This window comes from Aeromicrobium yanjiei, from assembly GCF_009649075.1.
GTDB lineage: Bacteria > Actinomycetota > Actinomycetes > Propionibacteriales > Nocardioidaceae > Aeromicrobium > Aeromicrobium yanjiei.
The window spans coordinates 869,410-889,545 of record NZ_CP045737.1; the positions used below are offsets into that span (position 1 = coordinate 869,410).

General features: G+C 69.5%; 24 protein-coding genes. 12 read left to right on the forward strand and 12 right to left on the reverse strand.

Going from position 1 to position 20,136, the window contains the following annotated elements:
* Positions 1–40: 40 nt before the first annotated feature.
* A complete protein-coding gene (locus GEV26_RS04435) occupies positions 41–526 on the reverse strand; it encodes a DoxX family protein (RefSeq protein WP_153651942.1) in 486 nt (161 codons plus the stop codon).
* A 78-nt stretch (positions 527–604) separates the two neighbouring features.
* On the opposite strand from GEV26_RS04435, the gene GEV26_RS04440 reads away from it, so the two are divergent.
* The 3 genes from GEV26_RS04440 to rsrA all read left to right on the forward strand — a co-directional run bounded on the left by GEV26_RS04440 (position 605) and on the right by rsrA (position 2,366).
* Positions 605–1,345: an SOS response-associated peptidase gene (locus tag GEV26_RS04440; RefSeq protein ID WP_153651943.1), complete on the forward strand. Its 741-nt coding sequence runs from the start codon at positions 605–607 to the stop codon at positions 1,343–1,345.
* A 119-nt stretch (positions 1,346–1,464) separates the two neighbouring features.
* Complete coding sequence (locus GEV26_RS04445; RefSeq protein ID WP_153651944.1) at positions 1,465–2,094, forward strand: sigma-70 family RNA polymerase sigma factor; 630 nt, start codon at positions 1,465–1,467, stop codon at positions 2,092–2,094.
* Positions 2,091–2,366: a mycothiol system anti-sigma-R factor gene (rsrA, locus tag GEV26_RS04450; protein WP_153651945.1), complete on the forward strand. Its 276-nt coding sequence runs from the start codon at positions 2,091–2,093 to the stop codon at positions 2,364–2,366. Before GEV26_RS04445 ends, rsrA begins: the two co-directional genes overlap by 4 nt.
* Before the next feature lie 79 nt (positions 2,367–2,445).
* On the opposite strand, the gene GEV26_RS18215 is transcribed toward rsrA, so the two are convergent.
* Genes GEV26_RS18215 through GEV26_RS04470 form a run of 5 tightly spaced genes read right to left on the reverse strand, consistent with a single transcriptional unit; the run spans position 2,446 to position 5,794 of the window.
* Complete coding sequence (locus GEV26_RS18215; RefSeq protein ID WP_369797015.1) at positions 2,446–2,520, reverse strand: 50S ribosomal protein bL37; 75 nt, start codon at positions 2,518–2,520, stop codon at positions 2,446–2,448.
* Between the two features lie 26 nt (positions 2,521–2,546).
* Complete coding sequence (locus tag GEV26_RS04455; RefSeq protein WP_153651946.1) at positions 2,547–2,918, reverse strand: thioesterase family protein; 372 nt, start codon at positions 2,916–2,918, stop codon at positions 2,547–2,549.
* Between the two features lie 48 nt (positions 2,919–2,966).
* Positions 2,967–3,536, reverse strand: a complete 570-nt coding sequence (locus tag GEV26_RS04460; RefSeq protein ID WP_153651947.1) for a hypothetical protein — start codon at positions 3,534–3,536, stop codon at positions 2,967–2,969.
* Positions 3,533–3,949: an HIT family protein gene (locus tag GEV26_RS04465; protein WP_153651948.1), complete on the reverse strand. Its 417-nt coding sequence runs from the start codon at positions 3,947–3,949 to the stop codon at positions 3,533–3,535. Before GEV26_RS04465 ends, GEV26_RS04460 begins: the two co-directional genes overlap by 4 nt.
* 18 nt (positions 3,950–3,967) lie before the next feature.
* Positions 3,968–5,794, reverse strand: coding sequence for a CotH kinase family protein (locus GEV26_RS04470; RefSeq protein WP_194839963.1), 1,827 nt, complete (start codon positions 5,792–5,794; stop codon positions 3,968–3,970).
* An 80-nt stretch (positions 5,795–5,874) separates the two neighbouring features.
* Here GEV26_RS04470 and GEV26_RS04475 point away from each other — a divergent pair, with 80 nt between their 5' ends.
* Positions 5,875–6,057: a DUF5302 domain-containing protein gene (locus GEV26_RS04475; RefSeq protein ID WP_153651950.1), complete on the forward strand. Its 183-nt coding sequence runs from the start codon at positions 5,875–5,877 to the stop codon at positions 6,055–6,057.
* A gap of 22 nt (positions 6,058–6,079) precedes the next feature.
* The gene (prfB, locus tag GEV26_RS04480) at positions 6,080–7,189 is read left to right on the forward strand and encodes a peptide chain release factor 2 (protein WP_153651951.1); all 1,110 of its coding nucleotides are present in this window, start codon (positions 6,080–6,082) and stop codon (positions 7,187–7,189) included.
* Between the two features lie 27 nt (positions 7,190–7,216).
* On the opposite strand, the gene GEV26_RS04485 is transcribed toward prfB, so the two are convergent.
* The 6 genes from GEV26_RS04485 to GEV26_RS04510 all read right to left on the reverse strand — a co-directional run bounded on the left by GEV26_RS04485 (position 7,217) and on the right by GEV26_RS04510 (position 13,939).
* A complete protein-coding gene (locus tag GEV26_RS04485; RefSeq protein WP_153651952.1) occupies positions 7,217–7,972 on the reverse strand; it encodes a hypothetical protein in 756 nt (251 codons plus the stop codon).
* Positions 7,973–8,026: 54 nt separating this feature from the next.
* Complete coding sequence (locus GEV26_RS04490) at positions 8,027–9,034, reverse strand: sugar phosphate isomerase/epimerase family protein (protein WP_153651953.1); 1,008 nt, start codon at positions 9,032–9,034, stop codon at positions 8,027–8,029.
* Positions 9,031–10,218, reverse strand: a complete 1,188-nt coding sequence (locus tag GEV26_RS04495; protein ID WP_153651954.1) for a Gfo/Idh/MocA family protein — start codon at positions 10,216–10,218, stop codon at positions 9,031–9,033. Before GEV26_RS04495 ends, GEV26_RS04490 begins: the two co-directional genes overlap by 4 nt.
* A gap of 74 nt (positions 10,219–10,292) precedes the next feature.
* Positions 10,293–11,342: a substrate-binding domain-containing protein gene (locus tag GEV26_RS04500; RefSeq protein WP_153651955.1), complete on the reverse strand. Its 1,050-nt coding sequence runs from the start codon at positions 11,340–11,342 to the stop codon at positions 10,293–10,295.
* A 42-nt stretch (positions 11,343–11,384) separates the two neighbouring features.
* Positions 11,385–12,398: an ABC transporter permease gene (locus GEV26_RS04505; RefSeq protein ID WP_153651956.1), complete on the reverse strand. Its 1,014-nt coding sequence runs from the start codon at positions 12,396–12,398 to the stop codon at positions 11,385–11,387.
* Positions 12,395–13,939, reverse strand: a complete 1,545-nt coding sequence (locus GEV26_RS04510) for a sugar ABC transporter ATP-binding protein (protein WP_208431023.1) — start codon at positions 13,937–13,939, stop codon at positions 12,395–12,397. The genes GEV26_RS04505 and GEV26_RS04510 overlap by 4 nt, the downstream gene beginning before the upstream one ends.
* Before the next feature lie 105 nt (positions 13,940–14,044).
* Here GEV26_RS04510 and GEV26_RS04515 point away from each other — a divergent pair, with 105 nt between their 5' ends.
* The 7 genes from GEV26_RS04515 to GEV26_RS04545 all read left to right on the forward strand — a co-directional run bounded on the left by GEV26_RS04515 (position 14,045) and on the right by GEV26_RS04545 (position 20,132).
* Positions 14,045–15,241, forward strand: coding sequence for an ROK family transcriptional regulator (locus GEV26_RS04515; protein WP_153651957.1), 1,197 nt, complete (start codon positions 14,045–14,047; stop codon positions 15,239–15,241).
* A 48-nt stretch (positions 15,242–15,289) separates the two neighbouring features.
* Complete coding sequence (ftsE, locus tag GEV26_RS04520; protein WP_153651958.1) at positions 15,290–15,979, forward strand: cell division ATP-binding protein FtsE; 690 nt, start codon at positions 15,290–15,292, stop codon at positions 15,977–15,979.
* Positions 15,980–15,993: 14 nt separating this feature from the next.
* Positions 15,994–16,908 carry a permease-like cell division protein FtsX gene (ftsX, locus tag GEV26_RS04525; protein ID WP_153651959.1) on the forward strand — a complete coding sequence of 305 codons (915 nt, stop codon included), beginning with the start codon at positions 15,994–15,996 and terminating at the stop codon, positions 16,906–16,908.
* Between the two features lie 101 nt (positions 16,909–17,009).
* Complete coding sequence (locus GEV26_RS04530) at positions 17,010–18,281, forward strand: M23 family metallopeptidase (RefSeq protein WP_153651960.1); 1,272 nt, start codon at positions 17,010–17,012, stop codon at positions 18,279–18,281.
* Positions 18,278–18,751: an SRPBCC family protein gene (locus GEV26_RS04535; protein ID WP_153651961.1), complete on the forward strand. Its 474-nt coding sequence runs from the start codon at positions 18,278–18,280 to the stop codon at positions 18,749–18,751. Before GEV26_RS04530 ends, GEV26_RS04535 begins: the two co-directional genes overlap by 4 nt.
* Before the next feature lie 29 nt (positions 18,752–18,780).
* Entirely contained in the window at positions 18,781–19,257 is a 477-nt protein-coding gene (smpB, locus tag GEV26_RS04540) for an SsrA-binding protein SmpB (RefSeq protein WP_153651962.1), read from the forward strand.
* Positions 19,257–20,132 (forward strand): amidohydrolase family protein, encoded by an 876-nt coding sequence (locus GEV26_RS04545; protein ID WP_243838923.1) that lies wholly within the window; start codon positions 19,257–19,259, stop codon positions 20,130–20,132. Before smpB ends, GEV26_RS04545 begins: the two co-directional genes overlap by 1 nt.
* Positions 20,133–20,136 lie beyond the last annotated feature (4 nt).

The window sequence follows — 20,136 nt, forward strand, 5'->3', positions numbered from 1 at the left end:
GCCGCCAGCCTATCGGTCCGCGTGGTGTGGCGGCCGCGACTCAGCTGCGGATGTGGTCCAGCTGATCGGCGACGGAGGCCGCGGCCACGGACATCTTGTCCTTCGCGCGGCGCGCCAGGATCTTCTTGTGCGGGTCGGGGTCGAGCGTGGCCATGAGCAGACCGCCGGTCAGGGCCATGTTCTTCATGAAGTGGATGCGCTGGTTGGTGCGCGCCGCGGGGTCGGTCTCGTCCCAGTAGCGGTGTCCGGCGACCGTCGTGGGCGGCAGCGTGACGGCCAGGACGAACGCCGACAGGCGGGGGAGGTGCCCGGTGGCCAGACCCAGGCCCGCGGTGAGCTGCACCGCTCCGTTGACGCGCGTCAGGTTGGCGCCGTTGACCGGCACCTGCGGGGCGACCTTCTTGATCAGGTCGGCCAACCGCTGGGCCTTGGCCGCCCGCGCCCCCGGCTGCTTGAGCGCCTGCGCGCCGCCGTAGACGAACATCGAGGCGAGCATCGGACGAGCCACGGAGCGCAAGAGGGTCATGACCCATTCATACCCGACCGCGGCGGAGGGTCGCATCATGTGCGTCGGGGTGTCGGGGCCCTGTGGCAGGCTGGACGCATGTGCGGGCGCTATGCGACGACCCAGACCGCGGCCAGCCTCCACCAGGCCTTCGAGGCCGATCTGGCCGGCTCGTTCGTCGAGCCCGAGCCCGACTACAACATGGCGCCGACCAAGCTGGCGCCCGTCGTGATCGGGCGCCGCGACGAGGCGACGGACCCCTCCGCACCCGCGCGGCGCGAGCTGCTCACGGCCAAGTGGGGTCTCATCCCGAGCTGGGCCAAGGACCCGTCGATCGGCAACCGGATGATCAACGCGCGCTCGGAGACGGTCGCGGAGAAGCCCGCGTTCAAGAAGGCGTTCGCGCGGCGTCGTGCGCTGGTGCCGGCCGACGGCTACTACGAGTGGTACGCCGGAGAGCCGGCCGAGGGCAAGAAGAAGCCGACCAAGCAGCCGTTCTACATCACCCCCAAGGACGGATCGGTCCTGGCCATGGCCGGGCTCTACGAATTTTGGAAGGACCGCGCGGCCGACGACTGGGTCATCAGCTACACGATCTTGACGACCACGGCGGAGGACTCCCTCGGGCACGTCCACGAGCGGATGCCGTTGTTCCTCGAGCCGCAGGCCTATGACGCGTGGCTCGACCCCGCGCCACGCGGCACCGACGAGCTGCTGGGCCTGCTGATCCCTGCCGCTCCGGGACGCCTCGACGCGTTCCCCGTCTCGACGGCGGTCAACAACGTGCGCAACAACGGCCCCGAGCTGATCCTCCCCCTCCCGGCCGAGCACGCGGAATAGCCGCACCCCTCCGGCGGTTGTACGAGCCAGGAGGTCAGATGCTGACATTTGCACCGCACGACAGCGTGTCCATCACGCCACTCCGCCCCCAACGGGTTGCGGGAGTAGGCTGGGAGACGATGACTGTCACCCCTGAAACCCCCGACGCGCCTGACGCGCGGGAGACCGAGACCCCGGAGCAGCAGCAGGCCCGCTTCGAGGCGGACGCGCTGCCGTTCCTGGACCAGCTGTACTCGGCCGCGCTGCGCATGACGCGCAACCCGCACGACGCGGAGGATCTCGTCCAGGAGACCTTCTCCAAGGCGTTCAGCGCCTTCCACCAGTTCAAGCCGGGCACCAACCTCAAGGCGTGGCTGTACCGCATCCTCACCAACACGTACATCAACTCGTACCGCAAGAAGCAGCGTCAGCCGCAGCAGGTCACGGACGAGATCGAGGACTGGCAGATCGCCCGTGCCGAGTCGCACGGCTCGTCGGGGCTGAAGTCCGCCGAGATGGAGGCGCTCGAGCACCTGCCCGACAGCGACGTCAAGGACGCGCTGCAGGCGTTGCCGGAGGACTTCCGCTACGCGGTCTACCTCGCGGACGTCGAAGGTTTCCCCTACAAGGAGATCGCCGAGATCATGGACACGCCGATCGGCACCGTGATGTCCCGGCTGCACCGCGGGCGACGACTCCTGCGCGAGATGCTGGCCGACTATGCGCGCGATCGCGGCATGGCAGTGACGGGAGCAGGTGACAAGGCATGAGCGCGAGCAACTGCCAGGGGCCCGACTGCGAGAAGGCACTCGAGAACCTCTACCTGTTCATCGATCAGGAGATCGACACCGCGAGCTGCGCGGAGATCCAGAACCACATCGACGAGTGCACGGCGTGCCTGAGCGAGTACGACCTCGAGCGCGTGGTCAAGAGCCTGGTCTCGCGCTCGTGCTCCGAGGTCGCACCCGAGCCGCTGCGTGACAAGGTCCTGATGTCGATCCGCACGGTTCAGGTCACCATCACCGAGCAGAAGCAGGGCTAGACCCGCTCTCCGGTCCGATCAGGGCCGGAACGAGGAAATCCCCGTCCGATGGACGGGGATTTCTCATGTGGTGCTGAGGTCACGCGTTGGGGCGCTTTCCGTGGTTGGCGCCCTTCTTGCGACGTGCACGACGCTTGCGGCCAGTCTTGCCCATGGTTTTCCTCCTCGAAAGTCGACGTCTCAGTCTCCCACAGGCGTGATCCGGGACAGAAATCGCTCCCGGTCCACCACGACGCGACGCACCTCGCCGGTGGCCAGCAGCGTCCCGTCGGCGTCCTGCGCAGCGACCTGGAAGCGGACGAGCCGACCGTCGGTGTGCACCGCGGTGGCCGTCGCCGTGACGGTCGTGCCGACAGGGCTCGCGACCAGGTGCTCGATCTCGATGCGGGTCCCGACGCTCGTCCGCTCGGCCGGCAGCTCGAGCGCGGCGCACGTCGCCTCCTCGAGCCACGCGAGGACGCGCGGGGTGGCCAGCACCTCGAGATCTCCCGAGCCGAGGGCGGCCGCGGTGTCCGCCGTGGTGACCGTGTGGGTGACGCTCGCAGTCTCCATCCCCCGACCCTAACGCCGACGGGAGCCCCCCGTCCGCCGACGCGCGCCTTACGCGCGCGAGATGACGACCCCGCCGAAGCGGGCCTCGTCGATCGTGCACTCGATGCCGTCGATCCAGCACCGCCCGGTCTCCAGCACGTCCCCGGCGATCTCGCTCTGCGTGCCGGACGGCGACTCGGCGTAGAACACGACGACCCCGCCGAACGGCCCGTCGCTCAGCGCCACGATGCGGCGACCGTCCCGGTCGGCCGCTCGACGCTCGCACTCGGCGCAGACCGACGCGGGATGGCGATCGGTGTGCGGCGTCGGCGTGCCGCAGATCGGGCACGGGTGGGTCGGTGCAGCCGCCGGCTCCGCCGGCGCGTCCGGTGCCCCGTGCCGGTGCCGCTGCTCGACGAGCCATCCGGTGATCAGGGTGTCCGGCGTCTCGCCCGACAGCTCGGTCATGCTGGTCTGGTAGCCGCCGTCGTAGCCGATGATCGCGGCGCGGTCCCCGCCGTCGAACGCAAAGCCGCCGCAGAGGAGGTCCGCCTCGAGCTCCTCGTGGGGGTACGGCGTCACGTCGACGTGCAGCAGCTCGCGGGCCTTCGCGGCCGCGGCCTCCCGCGTCAGGGTCATGAGAGGGCCTCTCGGATCGTGGCGGCGCAGGCCTCGGCCTCGCCGTCGGCGTACTTCTTGCGGGGCCAGAAGAAGCCGCGCAGGCCGTCGCCCTTGGTGCGGGGGACGACGTGGACGTGCAGGTGGGGGACGCTCTGGGACACGACGTTGTTCATCGCGACGAACGTGCCCTGCGCGCCGAGACCGGACGTGAGCGCCGATGCCACCCGTTGCGCGGACGCGAACAACGGTACGAGCAGGTGCTCGGGCAGCTCGGGCAGCGTCACGACGTGCTCGCGCGGGACGAGCAGGACGTGCCCCTTGAACAGCGGTCGTACGTCGAGGAAGCCGACCACGTCCTCCGTCTCGAGCACGACCGCGGCGGGAGTCGTCCCGGCGATGATGCTGCAGAACAGGCAGTCGGAGTCGGTCATGGCTCCATCATGCCGCGGTCAGCTCGACAGGTAGCCGTCCAGCCAGGTGTAGCGGCCGCCGACCCACGTGCGCAGCGCGTCGACCTCGGCGCTCCAGGAGCCGTGGAAGACCGACCGCGGCTCGTGGTCGAGGATCGTCGGTCCGAGCGGAAGTCCCAGGCCGCCGTTGCCATCGGTGAAGTTCCGGGGGCCGGCGTCCTTGACCTCGCGACCGAGGGCCGCGACGTGGTCGGACAGGCCGGACAGGGGGCCACGGACCTGCGCCCAGCGCGTCGTGAGCGCCGCCCGGAACTCCGGGTTCGCCACGAGCTGGTTGTACCAGTGCCCCTCGGGCAGCTTGATCTGGCTGGGTGCGTACTCGCCGAAGAGCTCACCCGTGAACAGACCGGACGTCTGGTTGGCGTCGAGGTCCGTGCGGTTGCCCATCGACTGGTCGAAGTCCCACACCGGGCCCATCGCCAGCGTCCCGTCGGCCGACAGCACCATCCAGTTGCTGTTGTTGATGGCCGAGTCGAAGTTCTTGAGCAGCTCGTTGACGATGTAGTAGTCGACGAACGATCCGATGTCGATCGATGACAGGTCGCCGGCGTAGATCCCGTCCTCGGCCGCCTGGACCTGTGCGGCGACGCGCGCCTGCGTGGTGGCGTCGGGATCGTCGGGGTCCTTGAAGAAGATCTGGAACCCGCGGTCGGTCCGGAAGGCCAGGTCGTCCTCCTCGTGGGAGTCGCCCTCCAGGAGGAAGCCCTCGTCGGGCAGCTCGACGCGTCCCGGCTCTGCCTCGATGTTCTGGCCGAGCTGGTACAGGCCTCGATAGCTGCCGTCGACCCACAGCTCGGCGAACCGCATGCGGGGGGTCCAGGGCAGTCCCACGCGCCGGCTCGCCTCGAAGGCCACCTCGTTGCGCAGCATGGAGCGGTCGTAGAAGTTCGCCATGAGCGCCCAGTCCTTGCTCGCGGGGAGCCCGAGCAGGGACGTCTTCGTGTCGAGCTTGACCTTGTACGACAGCTTGATCCGCGCCCAGGACGTGCTGTTGCCACGTACGCGGAACCGCGCGGGCGTGGTCGAGGCCGCGAGATCGGATCCGCGCGGGTCGACGACGATCGTCCCCGGCACGTACGTCTCGCCGCTCGTGATCTCCTCGCCGCCGTCGGTGCGGACGTCGACCCGCGCCACGCGCGACTGGACGGCCAGGCGCACGGTGGTCGACGTGCTCGTCGGCAGTCCGGCGCCCACGACGACGGCGCGGTACTCGTGCTCGCCGGGAGTGGGCGCGTCGAACGACACGGTGGTGCGGCCGGACGCGTGGTGCGGCGCGCTTGCGTCGGTGACCCAGGCGTCACCGTCCAGGCGATGGATCTCCACGCGGCGACCCGCGGCCGGTGTCGAGACGACCTCGGCGCTGACCGTGCCGCCCGGTGCGGTCGTGAGCGTCAGGGACGTGGACGCGGGGGCAGGCGTGACGACGGGCTTCGGCGCGGGCCGGGCGGGCTGTGCGGGCCGTACGGGCCGGACGACGAGCTTGGCCGACTTCTGGGAGCTGTACGTGTGGCCCTTGCCGTTGCGCTTGGCCTTCGGCACGTGCGTCCGGAAGGTGAGTGACGAGGCGCTCGAGCGGTACGTGAAGGAGTAGCGGCCCGAGGAGGTGCTCTTGGTCGTGCGGGCGGTCGTCCACCGTCCGCCGACGTAGCGCTGCAGCCGCACCGGACGAGCGAACTTCGGCGTCACGGTGCCCTTGAGGGTGAACGTCTTGCCCTGGACGGGCTGGGACGGGGACACCGCCAACGGTGCCACGGCCGCTGACGCCTGCGTCGGCACCACCAGACCTGTCGCCACGATTCCTGCCACCACGACCAACCTGCGCACGTACAACCTGTCTCCTTGAGTCGACAGAATTCTACGGGCATCGGTGGGCGTAGGATGGCGCTATGGCTGAGACAGAGGGCACAGACAAGCAGGCCGACATGAAGGCCAAGTTCCGCGAGGCGCTGGAGAAGAAGAAGGGCAAGCACCACGCGACGGCCGAGGGCGCCGAGCACGACGGCAGCGAGAAGTCGCACGGTGCCAACGGCCCGACGCAGTCACCGGAGTTCCGCCGCAAGAGCGTGTGACCGGACCCGGTAGCCTCGACAGGTGGCAACCCCTGACTTCACCGAGCAGACCAAGGCCCTCGACGCGACCCTGACGTCCATCGAGAAGGTCCTCGACCTCGATGCCGTGCGCAAGGAGATCGCCGAGCTGCAGGAGGAGGTCGGTGCACCCGACCTCTGGGACGACCAGGCCAATGCGCAGCGCGTGACCGGCCGGCTGTCGGTCCTGCAGGCCGAGGTCGAACGCGTCACGGGCCTGCGCCAGCGTCTCGACGACGTCGAGATCATGCACGAGATGGGCGCCGAGGAGGGCGACAGCGACACGCTGGCCGAGGCCGACTCCGAGCTGGTCCGCATCAAGAAGGCGATCGACTCCCTCGAGATCCGCACCCTGCTCTCGGGTGAGTACGACGAGCGCGATGCGCTGGTCTCGATCCGCTCGGGCGCCGGTGGCGTCGACGCGGCCGACTTCGCCCTCATGCTGCAGCGCATGTACATCCGGTGGGCCGAGCGCCACGGCTACACGGTCGAGGTCTACGACGTGTCGTACGCCGAGGAGGCGGGCATCAAGTCCACGACCTTCGCGGTCAAGGCCCCGTACGCGTACGGGACGCTCTCGGTCGAGGCGGGCACGCACCGCTTGGTGCGCATCTCGCCCTTCGACAACCAGGGCCGCCGGCAGACCTCGTTCGCCGCGATCGAGGTCGTCCCGGTGCTGGAGCAGACCGACGAGATCGACATCCCCGAGGAGGAGATCCGCGTCGACGTGTATCGCTCGTCGGGCCCCGGCGGCCAGAGCGTCAACACGACCGACTCGGCCGTGCGCCTGACGCACATCCCGACCGGCACGGTCGTCAGCTGCCAGAACGAGAAGAGCCAGCTGCAGAACAAGGCCAGCGCGATGGTGATCCTCAAGGCCAAGCTGCTCGCCCTGAAGAAGGCCGAGGAGCGTGCTCACCTCGACGAGCTGCGCGGTGACGTCCAGGCCTCGTGGGGCGACCAGATGCGCAACTACGTCCTCAACCCGTACCAGATGGTCAAGGACCTGCGCACCGAGTACGAGACCGGCAACACGCAGGCCGTGCTCGACGGCGAGATCGACGACTTCATCGAGGCCGGCATCCGCTGGCGCCGGGAGCACGGCACGGACTAGCCGTCCGGCGCCGCCACCGCTTCGTGGTCAGTGCCTCTCGTCGTCTGCGCGTGCGTCGCGGTCCTCAGCGGTGGCCTCGCGCTCCTGCTGCTCGTCGACCCGCTTCTTGACCCGCCCCATCCCGGGGACCTTGCCCAGCATCATGTTGAGCTCGCGGGTCAGGTCGAGCAAGTCGTGCAGGTCCGGACCCACGTTGCGCAGCGTCGCCATCATGGGCAGCACGTCGGTCTCGATGCGCTCGACCAGGTCGGGCAGGTGATCGAGCAGGCGGACCACGGCCTCGACCTCGTCGGGGTCGACCGTGGTGGAGAGCCGCTCCGCGATGGGCTGCAGACGCTGGATGATCGGTGCGAAGTCGTCGAACATCCGCAGCCCGCGCTCCACCGTGGGCTCGACGCTGCCGAGCAGCCCCGCCGCGCGCACGACGAGCCCGTCGGCCTGGTCGATCGTCCGGTCGATCCGGGCCACCGCCTCGTCGGCCTGGGTGTTGGTCCGGCCGATGTGGTCGATGGCCTCGTCGGCGCGGGTGTTGGTCTGGTCGATCTTGCTGATCGCGTCGTCGGCGCGGGTGTTGGTCTCGCCGATGCGCTTGATCGCGTCGTCGGCGGCCAGACGGGTGGTCTCGACCTGGTCGATCATGCCGTCGACGCGGTTGAGCAGGATCTCGGCGGCGTCCAGCAGCGCTGCCGCACGCGGCACGAGGGTGAGGGCCGTCTCGACCAGGGCCGGGCCGCGGCCGATCAGGGCCAGTGCGTCACGGGGGTCCAGGAGCGGAAGTCTCATGCCTTGACGCTAGCCCCGGGGCCCCGTCGCCGCCCGTCCAGAACCGACCGGCGCTCAGTCCGCCGAGCTGAAGGCGGCATCGAAGGCGGCTGCCGGGGCGTCGAAGAGATTGGCCTTGACGTACGCCAGCGCCTCGGGTGCGCCCACCAGCCGGTCCATGCCCGCGTCCTCCCACTCGATCGAGATCGGACCGTCGTAGCCGATCGTGTTGAGCATGCGGAAGCACGCCTCCCACGGCACGTCGCCGCGTCCGGTCGACACGAAGTCCCAGCCCCGGCGCGGATCGGCCCAGGGCAGGTGGGAGCCGAGCCGGCCGTTGCGACCGTTGCCCACCTGCTTCTTCGCGTCCTTGCAGTCGACGTGGTAGATCCGGTCCTTGAAGTCCCACAGGAAGCCGAGCGGGTCGAGGTCCTGCCAGACGAAGTGGGACGGGTCCCAGTTGAGACCGAACGCCTCGCGGTGCCCGATCGCGTCGAGCGCGGCGTGGGTCGTCCAGTAGTCGTACGCGATCTCGCTCGGGTGCACCTCGTGGGCGAATCGCACGCCCTCCTCGTCGAAGACGTCGAGGATCGGGTTCCACCTGTCGGCGAAGTCCTGGTAGCCGGCCGCGATCATCGCCTCGGACGCCGGGGGGAACATCGCGACGTACTTCCAGATCGACGACCCGGTGAAACCGACGACCGTGTCGACGCCGAGCATGCGCGCGGCCCGGGCGGTGTGCTTCATCTCCTCGGCGGCCCGCTGGCGTACGCCCTCGGGATCGCCGTCGCCCCACACCCGCGCCGAGAGGATGTCGTGATGGCGCTCGTCGATCGGGTCGTCGCAGACCGCCTGGCCCTTGAGGTGGTTGGAGATCGCGTAGACCTTGAGGTCGTGCTTGGCCAGGATGTCGAGGCGGGTCTTGATGTGGTCGGGGTCCTCGACCGCGGCCCACGGGTCGAGGTGGTCGCCCCAGCAGGCGATCTCCAGGCCGTCGTAGCCCCACCCGGCGGCCAGCGCCGCGACCTCCTCGAAGGGGAGGTCGGCCCACTGGCCGGTGAACAAGGTGATGGGACGGGTCATGAGATGGCTCCGATCTGATGGGTGGTGCCGTCCGCGGCGCTCGCCTCGACAGCCGCGAGGACCCGCTGGACCGCGAGCCCGTCGGCGAAGGACGGTGCCGGGTCGGCGCCCTTGGCGATGTCGGTGACCAGGTCCACGACCTGGTGGGTGAACCCGTGCTCGTAGCCGAGGCCGTGGCCCGGGGGCCACCACGCCGCGATGTACGGGTGCGTGGCCTCGGTGACGATGATGCGACGAAAGCCCGCGACGGCCGGGTCCTCGGTCGCGTCGAACAGCTCGAGCACGTTCATGTCCTCGAAGTCGAACGCCAACGAGCCCAGCGTGCCGTTGATCTCGAGCCGCAATGCGTTCTTGCGTCCTGTCGCGAACCGGGTGGCCTCGAAGACGCCGATGGCGCCGCCGACGAAGCGGGCGGTGAAGGCGGCCGCATCGTCGACGGTCACCGGTCCGCGCTCGGCGGTGCTGGAGGAGGTGCCTCCGAGCGTGGCATGGTCGCCCCCCACGGGGCGGGTCGGGACGAACGTCTCCATGAGGCCGTTGACCGAGGCGATCGAGTCGCCGGAGACGAACTGGGCCATGTCGATGATGTGGGCGCCGATGTCTCCGAGGGCGCCTGAGCCCGCCAGGGACTTGTCGAGGCGCCAGCTGAGCGGGGCGTCCTCGTCGGCGAGCCAGTCCTGCAGGTACTGCCCCCGGATGTGGCGGATCGTGCCGATCCGGCCCGAGGCCACGAGCTGGCGGGCGAACGCCACGGCGGGCGTACGCCGGTAGGTGAAGCCGCACATCGCCCGCACTCCGCGCTCGGCGGCGGCCGCGGCGGCCTCGGCCATCGCCTCGGCCTCCTCGACCGTGTTGGCGAGCGGCTTCTCGCACAGCACGTGCTTGCCGGCCTCGAGCGCGGCGATCGCGATCTCGGCGTGGGTGTGTCCGGGGGTGCAGATGTCGATGACGTCGATGTCGTCGCGGGTGAGCAGCGCGCGCCAGTCGGTCTCGACGGACTCCCAGCCGAATCGACGGGCCACATCGGCGGCGGCGGCCTCGTCGCGGCCGCAGATCGCCGACAGGCGGGGCGTCAACGGCAGGTCGAAGAACGCGGGCGCCGTGCGCCAGGCCTGGGAGTGGGCGGCGCCCATGAAGGCGTAGCCGACCATGCCGATGCCGAGTGCGGGACGTGTGTCAGACATGGGCCAGCTTTCGTGAGGAGGGGTGGGGCGGAGGGGGACCGGGGCCCGCCACCATCGCGGCGGGCCCCGGACCGTCAGGACTCGAAGGCCGACGGGAGGTAGGTGTCGACATTCTCCTTCGTCACGACGGGAGCCGACAGCTTGAGCTGGCGCGGCACCTCGATCTCGGCGAGGTCGGACATCGACTTGCCCTGGACCAGCAGGCGGGCGAGCTTGATCCCGTCGGCGGCCTGCGTGGACGGGTAGACGACCGTCGCCTTGAGCACGGTGTTGTCGGCCTTGATGTCGCGCATGACGTTGGCCGAGCCGGCGCCGCCGATCATCGTGAACTCGTCACGGCCGGCGTTCTTGATGGCCGCCATGACGCCCACGCCCTGGTCGTCGTCGTGGTTCCACAGGTAGTCGATCTTCGGAGCGGCCTGCAGCAGGTTCGAGGCAGCCTTCTCGCCGGACTCGACGGTGAACTCGGCGGCGACCCGGTTGTCGACCTTCAGGCCGCACGACTTGAGGGCGTCCGCGAAGCCCTTCGAGCGGTCCTGCGTCAGCGGCAGCGAGTCGATGCCGGCGATCTCGGCGACCTTCAAGCCCTTCTTGCCCGCGGCGTCCTCGCAGACGAAGGTGCCGGCCGAGACGCCCATGCCGTAGTTGTCGCCCAGCACCGTGGTGCGGGCGGCGAACGGGGAGTCGAACTCGCGGTCGACGTTGATCACGATGATGCCCGCGTCCATGGCCTTCTGGGCGACCGACGTCATCGCGGCGCCGTCGAACGGCAGGAGCACGATCGCGTCGACCTTGTCGTTGATGAAGGTCTCCACCTGGGAGATCTGCAGGTTGACCTCGTTGGTGCCCTCGGCGACCTTGAGGTCGATGTCGTCGTACTCCTTGGCCTGCGCGATCGCGGACTTGGTGATCGATCCCATCCAGCCGTGGTCGGCCGCCGGGGCGGAGAAGCCGATCACGACCTTGTCGCCGGACTTGTCGTTGTCGGTGTTGCTCTTGGCGATGGCGTCGCTGGTGTCGCCATCGCCGCTCGAGCCGTTGGTGCAGGCGCCGAGGACGAGGGTGGCTGCCGCGAGTGCGCCGACGACGAGGGATCGACGGCGACGGGGGTGGGTCGTGGACATGTGGACTCCTGTGGTGGTGGGGGAGGGATGCATCGTGAGGTGCTACGTCTTGCGGTTCGCGATGCGCTGCTGCAGGAGCACGGCGATCACGATGATCACGCCCTTGGCGACGGCCTGGGCCGACGTGGAGAGGTTGTTGAGCGTGAAGACATTGGTCAGGGTGGTGAAGATGAGGACGCCGAAGAGGGTGCCGACGATCGTGCCGCGCCCACCGCTCAGCAGCGTGCCGCCGATCACGACAGCGGCGATGGCGTCGAGCTCGTAGCCGGTGCCGTGGGTGGAGGAGCCGGTCGTGGTGCGCGACATCAGCATCACCGCAGCGATGCCGCAGGCCAGGCCGAGCAGCGCGTACAGGTAGACGGTGTGCCGCTGGACCTTGATGCCGGCGAGGCGGGCGGCCTCGGGGTTGCCGCCGACCGCGAACGTCCGGCGCCCGAACGTCGTGCGGTTGAGCAGGAACCAGCCGGCGACGGTGACCACGGCGAAGATGATGACGATCACCGGGATGCCGAGCGGCTCGGCATCGAAGAAGTCCAGGAAGCCCTGGTTGCGGATGATCTGGGTCTTGCGGTCCGCGATGATCTCGGCCAGGCCGCGGGCCGAGGCCAGCATCGCCAGGGTCGCGATGAACGGCACGACCCGGCCGTACGCGATCAGCACACCGTTGATCGCTCCGCACGCCGTACCGACCAGGACGGCGCTGAACACCATCGCGATCCAGCCGATGTTGTCGGCCATGGCCTGCGTACCGGTGGTCGTGGCCCACACCGATGACAGAGCCACGATGGCGCCGACGGACAGGTCGATGCCGCCGCCGGTGATGACGAACGTCATGCCGATCGACACGACACCGATCACGGCCGCGAGCCGCAGGATCGTCAGCACGTTGTCGGAGCTGGCGAAACGGTCGCCGGCGGTCACGACGCCGACGATGCACAAGATCACCAGCGCGACGACCAGGCCGAGGTTGCGGGCCAGGCCGAGATTGCCGCCGCGGTCGCCACGGGGCGGCTTGGCGGGCACGGTCAGGGAGGGATCACGCAGGGAGGCGCTCACGCGACTTCCCCCTTCTGCTCGTCGGTGGTGGGCTGGTGCTCGTGGGTGGCCAGGATGCGGTCGAGAACTCCGGAGGCGTCGATGGCGTCGCTGGGCCCGTCGTGCACGACCGAGCCCTCGGCGATGACCAGGACCCGGTCGGACAGCCCGAGCACCTCGTCGATGTCGCTGGAGACGACCACGAGGGCCACGCCGGAGTCCGCGAGCTCGCGGATCAAGGAGTAGATCTCCGCCCGGGCGCCGACGTCGACGCCGCGGGTGGGCTCGTCGAGCAGCAGGACCTTGCACGACCGCAGCAGCCAGCGGGCCAGGACGACCTTTTGCTGGTTGCCGCCCGAGAGCGTGCGCATGAGACGGTCGGGCGCATCCGGGCGGACGTCGACGGACCGGGCGGCTTCGTGGGCGGCGCGCCGCTCGGCGCCCTCGGCGGAGACGCCGAAGCGGGCGAAGCGGTCGATGCTCGCGAGGGAGATGTTGCGATAGACGGCCTCGTCGAGCATCAGTCCCTGCGACTTGCGCTCCTCGGGGCACAGGCCGAGGCCGGCCCGGACCGCCGCGTCGACCGAGCCGTTGCGCAGCCGGGTGCCGTCCACGGTCACCGAGCCGCCGGTGGCGCGCCGGGCGCCGTAGATCGTCTCGATGATCTCGCTGCGGCCGGCGCCGACGAGCCCGGCCAGGCCGATGATCTCGCCGGGACGCACCTCGAACGAGACGTCGGCGAACTCGCCGTCGCGGACCAGGTGATCCACGGTGAGGAGCGCGGGCCCGTCGGGAAGCGGGGTGGACCGTCGCGGGAAGACCGACGACACGGTGCGGCCGGTCATGAGGGTGATGAGCTCGGACGTGGGGGTGTCCTTGGCGGACAGGTCGCCGGCCACCGTGCGGCCGTCCTTGAGGACCGTGAGCCGGTCGCCGATGCGGCGGATCTCCTCGAGCCGGTGGGAGATGTACACGATGGCCGCGCCCGAGGCGCGCAGGTCCTCGACCACGCGGAACAGCCCGTCGACCTCGTCGGGGTCCAGCACGGCGGAGGGCTCGTCCATCACGATGACCCGGGCCTGGCGGGACAGGGCCCGGGCCATCGAGACGATCTGCTTGCCGGCGGCCGAGAGGCTGCCGACCTCGCGGGTGGGGCGGATCTCGGGGTGGCCGAGGGTCGCCAGGAGGCTGCGGGCCGCCTTGTTCATGTCGGCGTCGCGGGTGACGCCGCCGCGGGCGCGCTCGTGGCCGAGGAAGATGTTGTCGGCGACGCTGAGCCCGTCGACCAGGTCCAGCTCCTGGTAGATGGTCGCGATCCCGGTCGCCAGGGCGACCTGCGGATCGCTGAACGTGACCGGCTCCCCGTCCCACAGGATCGTTCCCTCGTCGACGCCGTGCGCGCCGGCCAGCACCTTGATCAGGGTCGACTTCCCCGCGCCGTTCTGGCCCAGCAGGCAGTGGACCTCGCCGGGACGGACGACCAGGTCGACACCGTCGAGGGCGCGGACGCCGGGAAACTCCTTGACGATGCCGCGCATCTCGAGCAGGGGGGCGGTTGACATGGCGTGATGCTAGTCACACGTTCTGTCGGCAGTCAAGCAAAAGTCCGACGGCGAACGACATACTTGCCTCGGCGATGCGACCCAAGGGGTGGTTTACTCATGGCCATGACTTCGTCCCCGGGGCTTCCGTCGACGCTCGTCGGCACCGGAGACCTGTTCCAGCTGATGCGGGACGGGACGCCGCGCACGCGTGGCGAGCTGGCTGCGCTGTCCTCGCTGGCCCGGTCGACCATCACGGCCCGCGTCGACGCGATGCTCTCGTCCGGCCTCTTGGAGCCTGTCGGCGAGGCGGCCTCCACGGGCGGGCGCCCGCCGACGCGTTTCGCCCTCAACCGGCGCGACCGCGTGGTCCTCGCGATCGACCTGGGTGCCTCGCACGCGAGCGTGGCCGTCAGCGACCTGTCGGGCCAGGTGCTCGCCGAGACGACCGTCGAGAGCGACATCGCCGACGGCCCCGTGATCGTGCTGGACCGGGTCTCGGCGCTCGCGGTGGATCTCCTCGCGAGCCTCGACCGGGGACCGGCCGACGTCGCGGGCGTCGGCATCGGCGTACCCGGTCCGGTCGAGCACGCGACCGGGCGACCGGCCAATCCGCCGATCATGCCGGGCTGGCACGACTTCGACGTCCCGGCACACCTCGCCCGCCAGTTCGACGGCCCGGTCCTGGTCGACAACGACGTCAACCTCATGGCCCTCGGTGAGTACGTCACGTCCTGGCAGTCCGCGCCGCACCTGTTGCTGGTCAAGGTCGCGACCGGCATCGGCGCCGGGATCGTGACCGACGGGAGGCTGCTGCGGGGAGCGCTCGGCTCCGCGGGCGACCTCGGCCACGTCCAGGTCGCCGGGGCCGCTGCGGACGTCGTGTGCCGCTGCGGCAACACCGGGTGCCTCGAGGCGGTCGCGGCCGGTCCGGCGATCGCGGCGAAGCTGCGTGCCGGGGGTCTCACGGTCGAGTCCTCGCAGGACATCGTCGATGCTGTCTCGTCGGGCGACATCGCCGCGCTGCAGGCGGTCCGCGAGGCCGGACGCGATCTCGGCTCCGTGCTGGCGACCTGCGTGAACCTGCTCAACCCGTCGGTCATCGTGATCGGCGGCAAGCTGTCGGAGGCGGGGGAGTACCTGCTCGCGGGCGTGCGTGAGGTCGTCTACCAGCGGTCCCTGCCGCTCGCGACGCACGACCTGCGCATCGTCGGCACCGCGGTGGGGAGCCAGGGCGGCATCCTCGGTGCGAGCGCGATGGTCATCGACGCGGTCCTCGCGCCCGGCGCCGTCGACGAGTACGTCGCGCGGCGGATCGCCTGACACCGGGCCTCCCACGACACTGGGGTCGACCTGCCTAGACTCGTCCGAGTGATTCGATTCGACAAGGTCACCAAGACCTATCCCGGCCAGAAGCGCCCCGCGCTCGACGCCGTCGACCTCGAGATCGAGAAGGGGGAGTTCGTCTTCCTCGTCGGCGCCTCGGGCTCCGGCAAGTCGACGTTCCTGCGCCTGATCCTTCGTGAGGCCCGCCCCACGAGCGGTCGCGTCTACGTCGCCGGCAAGGAGATCAACAAGCTCTCGAGCTGGAAGGTGCCCAAGCTGCGCCGCCAGGTCGGCACCGTGTTCCAGGACTTCCGGCTGCTGCCCAACAAGACCGTCACGGAGAACGTCGCCTTCGCGCTCGAGGTCATCGGCAAGCCGCGCAGCGAGATCAACAAGGTCGTCCCCGAGACGCTCGAGATGGTCGGCCTGGAGGGCAAGGGTCACCGCATGCCCGATGAGCTGTCCGGCGGCGAGCAGCAGCGCGTCGCGGTGGCTCGCGCCTTCGTCAACCGACCGATGATCCTCATCGCCGATGAGCCCACCGGCAACCTCGACCCGGCCACGAGCGTCGGCATCATGAAGCTGCTCGACCGGATCAACCGCACGGACACGACCGTCGTCATGGCGACGCACGACTCGTCGATCGTGGACCAGATGCGCAAGCGGGTCATCGAGCTCGAAGGCGGACTCATCGTGCGCGATGAGGCCCGCGGCATCTACGGCTACCAGAACTAAGAGGACCCCAGCAGATGCGAAGCACCCTGAATGAGCTGCGCCAGAGCCTGTCGCGCAACCTGTCCATGTCGATCTCGCTGATCGTGACCATGACCGTGTCGTTGCTGCTGGCTGCGCTCGGTCTGCTGATCCTGGCGCAGTCGGACCGCACGGAGAAGTACTACGGTGACCGGCTGCAGCTCCAGGTCGATCTCTGCACGCGCAACTCCCCGAGCGCCAACTGCATCGGCGGCCTGACGACCAAGGCGCAGCAGGCCTCGATCGAGCAGGCGCTGCGCGAGAACTCGCAGGTCAAGTCGTTCGAGGAGCGCACGCCCGAGGAGCAGTACGAGCGCTCGCGCGTGCTCTACAGCCAGTCCGACACCGGCAAGAAGCTGCTGGAGACGCTGAGCCCCAAGTCCTTCCCCTCGACGTACTTCGTGACCCTGAACGACCCGGAGAAGTTCGACAGCGTCGAGAGCCAGCTCAGCGGCATGGAGGGCGTCGGCCGGGTCAGCTCGATCAAGGAGCTGCTCGGACCGCTGTTCACCTTCTTGGACAATCTGCGCAACGGTGCGCTCGCGATCTCGGCGCTGCTCGTCGTCGCGGCGATCCTCCAGGTGTCCAACACGATCCGCATGACGGCGTACGCCCGCCGCCGCGAGATCGGCATCATGCGACTCGTCGGGGCGTCGAGCTGGCACATCCAGCTGCCGTTCGTGCTCGAGTCGATGCTGGCCGCCCTGATCTCGGCAGCGCTCGCGGCCGGTGGGCTCGCGGCGTTCATGCAGTTCGTCGTCTACGGCTACCTGAGGGACACGTTGTCGACCACGACGACCTGGGTGGGGTGGAGCGACGCCTTCACCGTGATGGGCGAGACGACGGTGCTCGCGGTGCTGCTCGCGATGGTGCCGACACTCCTGCTGACCCGCAAATACCTCGACGTGTGACGCCCTTAGCCTAAAGTTGGGCTTGACAGTTTCTTGTCCGGCTCCATCCGTACGTCGACAGTCCCCGGGTTCCCGGGGAAACTTCCCCCAAGGTCGAGGTCATGCACAGCTCCGTCACGCACCCCAGGCACCGCCGTGCCCTGACCGCACTGGTCCTCACGGCGGCGCTCGTCGCGTCCCTCGCCACTCCGTCGTTCGCGGACCGCAAGGACGATCTCGAGAAGCAGAAGAAGGACGCCAACCGCGAGCAGACCGAGGCCAAGAAGCACCTCGACGCCTCGACCGCGGAGCTGGAGAAGGCCGCGGCCGCGCTGCGGGTCGCGCAGGGCAAGCTCGACGCCGCAGAGGCGAACCTCGGGCGTACGCGCGGCAAGCTCGCGACGGCCCAGGCGGTCGACGACCAGATGCAGCTCGAGCTCGAGCGCAGCGAGGCCAAGCTGCGCAAGGCCCGCGCCAAGCTCAAGAAGGGCCAGAAGCAGCTCAAGGCCTCGGAGTCCTCGGTCGAGGAGTTCGCGGTGCAGCAGGCGCTTCAGGGCGACCGCAGGCTCAATGCGGTCAGCGGACTGCTCCGCGGCGAGGACACCGAGCAGTTCAGCGAGCAGATGAGCCTCAACACGGTCGTGGGCGATCAGCAGGTGGCCACGATGCAGCGCCTCGACGCCACCCGGGTGATCCTCAAGCTCAAGCGCGAGAAGGTGCAGAAGCTGCGCGACGAGGTGCAGGTGAAGCGTGCGCAGGCCGCCGCGAACCTGGTGGACATGCAGCGCCTCGAGGAGGTCGCCGAGGGGCAGGCCGCCCAGGTCGCGAAGCTCGTCAAGGCACGTCAGGAGATCCGCAACTCCGCGTCCGCCGCCGTCGCCGAGGACGAGCGGCAGTACCGCGAGAAGGTCGCAGAGGCGAACCGACTGGCCGCGCAGCTGCGCGCGCTGGCGGCCAAGCAGGTCAAGTCCGGCGGCAAGGGGTCCGGCGGCGACAGCGGGGGCGCGCTGTCGTACCCCGTGGCCGGTCCGATCACCTCGCCGTTCGGCATGCGCCGGCACCCGATCACGGGGGTCTACAAGCTCCACGACGGCACCGACTTCGGCGTCGGTTGCGGCACGCCCATCCGGGCTGCGGCCAGCGGCACCGTGATCCAGCAGTACTTCAACGCGGCGTACGGCAACCGCGTGATCCTCAACAACGGCGTCAAGCGCGGTGTCAACGTCGTGACGACCTACAACCACCTGTCGCGCTTCGCGGTCGGGGCCGGGAGCAAGGTCTCGCGCGGCCAGGTCATCGGCTACGTCGGCTCGACCGGCTACTCGACCGGCTGCCACCTGCACTTCATGGTGCTCAGCAACGGCAACACGGTGAACCCCATGGGCTGGCTGTGAGACGGATCGAGTCGAGCGTCGTCGTCGCGGTCGACCCGGCGGTGGCGTTCCGCGTCTCCCAGACCACGGGCGAGACGCGCCTGCGGTGGGACCCGTTCATCCAGGAGCAGCACTTCCTCGACGGCGCGAGCGCGCCCGCCAAGGGCGTACGCACCGAGACCCGGCACCGCTCGCGGCTGCGGATGGTCAGCGAGTACGTCTCGTTCAACCCTCCGACCAACGTGGGGATGAAGATGACGCAGGGGCCGTGGTTCTTCGAGTCGTTCGCGGGTGGATGGCGTTTCGCGCCCGAGCCGGGCGGCGGCTGCCGAGCCACGTGGCGCTACAGCTTCGGCTGCCGTCCGCGCTGGCTCGCTCCGATCGCCGAGCGCATCGGCGCGGTCGTGCTGCGGCGTGACATCGATCGGCGGATCGCCGGATTCGCCCGCGGATGCGCCGATCCGGTCGTGGTCGCCGCCGCCGGCGGATGATCTTCGCCCAGAGGTGACACAATGGTCCGGTGGCCAAGGAAACCGGGCGCAAGCTCGTTGCGCAGAACAAGAAGGCGCGCCACGACTATCACATCGAGGACACGTTCGAGGCCGGCATGGTCTTGACCGGCACCGAGGTGAAGTCGTTGCGTGCAGGTCGCGCATCCCTGGTGGACGGCTTCGGCGAGATCGAGCGCGGCGAGGCGTGGCTGCTCGGGGTGCACATCCCCGAGTACACGCAGGGCACGTGGACCAACCATGAGACCCGGCGACGCCGCAAGCTCCTGCTGAATCGCAGCGAGATCGACCGCATCGAGCGTCGTACGACCGAGAAGGGCCTGACGATCGTCCCGCTCTCGCTGTACTTCAAGGACGGTCGCGCGAAGGTCGAGATCGCCCTGGCCCGCGGCAAGAAGACGTACGACAAGCGCCATGCGATCGCCGAGCGCACCGCGACCCGTGAGGCCGAGCGCGATCTCGGGCGTCGCCTCAAGGGCATGCACTAGTGGCGCTGGAGGACTCCGATCTTCCGGCCCTGACCGCCGCCCTCGGCCTGCCCGGCCTCGTGGACGTGCACGCACACTTCATGCCGCCACAGGTGCTGGCGAAGGTGTGGGCCTACTTCGACTCCGCCGGTCCGCTGCTGGGCCGACCGTGGCCGATCACGTACCGCACGAGCGACGAGGAGCGGGTCGAGCACCTGCGCTCGATGGGCGTCAGGCGGTTCTCCGCGCTGTCCTACGCCCACCGCCCGGGTGTCGCGGGGTTCATGAACGAGTGGACCCGCGACTTCGCCGAGCGCACGCCCGACGCCCTGTGGTCGGCGACGTTCTATCCCGAGCCGGAGGCTGCGACGTACGTGCCGCAGCTCATCGAGGAGGGCGTCGAGGTCTTCAAGGTCCACGTGCAGGTCGGCGACTTCGCGCCGAACGATCCGCTGCTCGAGCCCGTGTGGGGCGTGCTGGCCGAGAGCGGGACGCCGATCGTGCTGCACGCAGGCTCGGGGCCGGCACCGGGTCACCACACCGGACCCTCAGGGGTCGCGGACGTGCTGTCGCGCCACCCGGACCTGGCCCTGGTCATCGCCCACCTCGGGATGCCCGAGATCGACGAGTTCCTCGACCTCGCCGAGCGGCACGACAACGTCCGGCTGGACACCACGATGGCGTTCGTCGACTTCTGGGACGAGCCCGTCCCGCACGGCGTGCCCGCCAGGCTGCTCGACCTGCAGGAGCGGATCCTGTTCGGCACCGACTTCCCCAACATCCCCTATGCGTACGCGCACCAGGTCGAGGTGCTGCAGCGGCTCGACCTCGGCGACGACTGGATGCGAAGCGTGCTGTGGCACAACGGGGCCGAGCTGTTCGGCGTCGACGCATGAGCGG

Bases quoted from the DNA above. Each gene is read 5' to 3' on its own strand.
- GEV26_RS04500 (WP_153651955.1), bottom strand. From the start codon at position 11,342: ATGTCCACGACCCACCCCCGTCGCCGTCGATCCCTCGTCGTCGGCGCA.
- rsrA (WP_153651945.1), top strand. From the start codon at position 2,091: ATGAGCGCGAGCAACTGCCAGGGGCCCGACTGCGAGAAGGCACTCGAG.
- GEV26_RS04475 (WP_153651950.1), top strand. From the start codon at position 5,875: ATGGCTGAGACAGAGGGCACAGACAAGCAGGCCGACATGAAGGCCAAG.
- GEV26_RS04445 (WP_153651944.1), top strand. From the start codon at position 1,465: ATGACTGTCACCCCTGAAACCCCCGACGCGCCTGACGCGCGGGAGACC.
- GEV26_RS04495 (WP_153651954.1), bottom strand. From the start codon at position 10,218: ATGTCTGACACACGTCCCGCACTCGGCATCGGCATGGTCGGCTACGCC.
- GEV26_RS04490 (WP_153651953.1), bottom strand. From the start codon at position 9,034: ATGACCCGTCCCATCACCTTGTTCACCGGCCAGTGGGCCGACCTCCCC.
- GEV26_RS04515 (WP_153651957.1), top strand. From the start codon at position 14,045: ATGACTTCGTCCCCGGGGCTTCCGTCGACGCTCGTCGGCACCGGAGAC.
- GEV26_RS04460 (WP_153651947.1), bottom strand. From the start codon at position 3,536: ATGACCCTGACGCGGGAGGCCGCGGCCGCGAAGGCCCGCGAGCTGCTG.
- GEV26_RS04440 (WP_153651943.1), top strand. From the start codon at position 605: ATGTGCGGGCGCTATGCGACGACCCAGACCGCGGCCAGCCTCCACCAG.
- ftsX (WP_153651959.1), top strand. From the start codon at position 15,994: ATGCGAAGCACCCTGAATGAGCTGCGCCAGAGCCTGTCGCGCAACCTG.
- GEV26_RS04455 (WP_153651946.1), bottom strand. From the start codon at position 2,918: ATGGAGACTGCGAGCGTCACCCACACGGTCACCACGGCGGACACCGCG.
- GEV26_RS04510 (WP_208431023.1), bottom strand. From the start codon at position 13,939: ATGTCAACCGCCCCCCTGCTCGAGATGCGCGGCATCGTCAAGGAGTTT.
- GEV26_RS04435 (WP_153651942.1), bottom strand. From the start codon at position 526: ATGACCCTCTTGCGCTCCGTGGCTCGTCCGATGCTCGCCTCGATGTTC.
- GEV26_RS04530 (WP_153651960.1), top strand. From the start codon at position 17,010: ATGCACAGCTCCGTCACGCACCCCAGGCACCGCCGTGCCCTGACCGCA.
- GEV26_RS04485 (WP_153651952.1), bottom strand. From the start codon at position 7,972: ATGAGACTTCCGCTCCTGGACCCCCGTGACGCACTGGCCCTGATCGGC.
- GEV26_RS04465 (WP_153651948.1), bottom strand. From the start codon at position 3,949: ATGACCGACTCCGACTGCCTGTTCTGCAGCATCATCGCCGGGACGACT.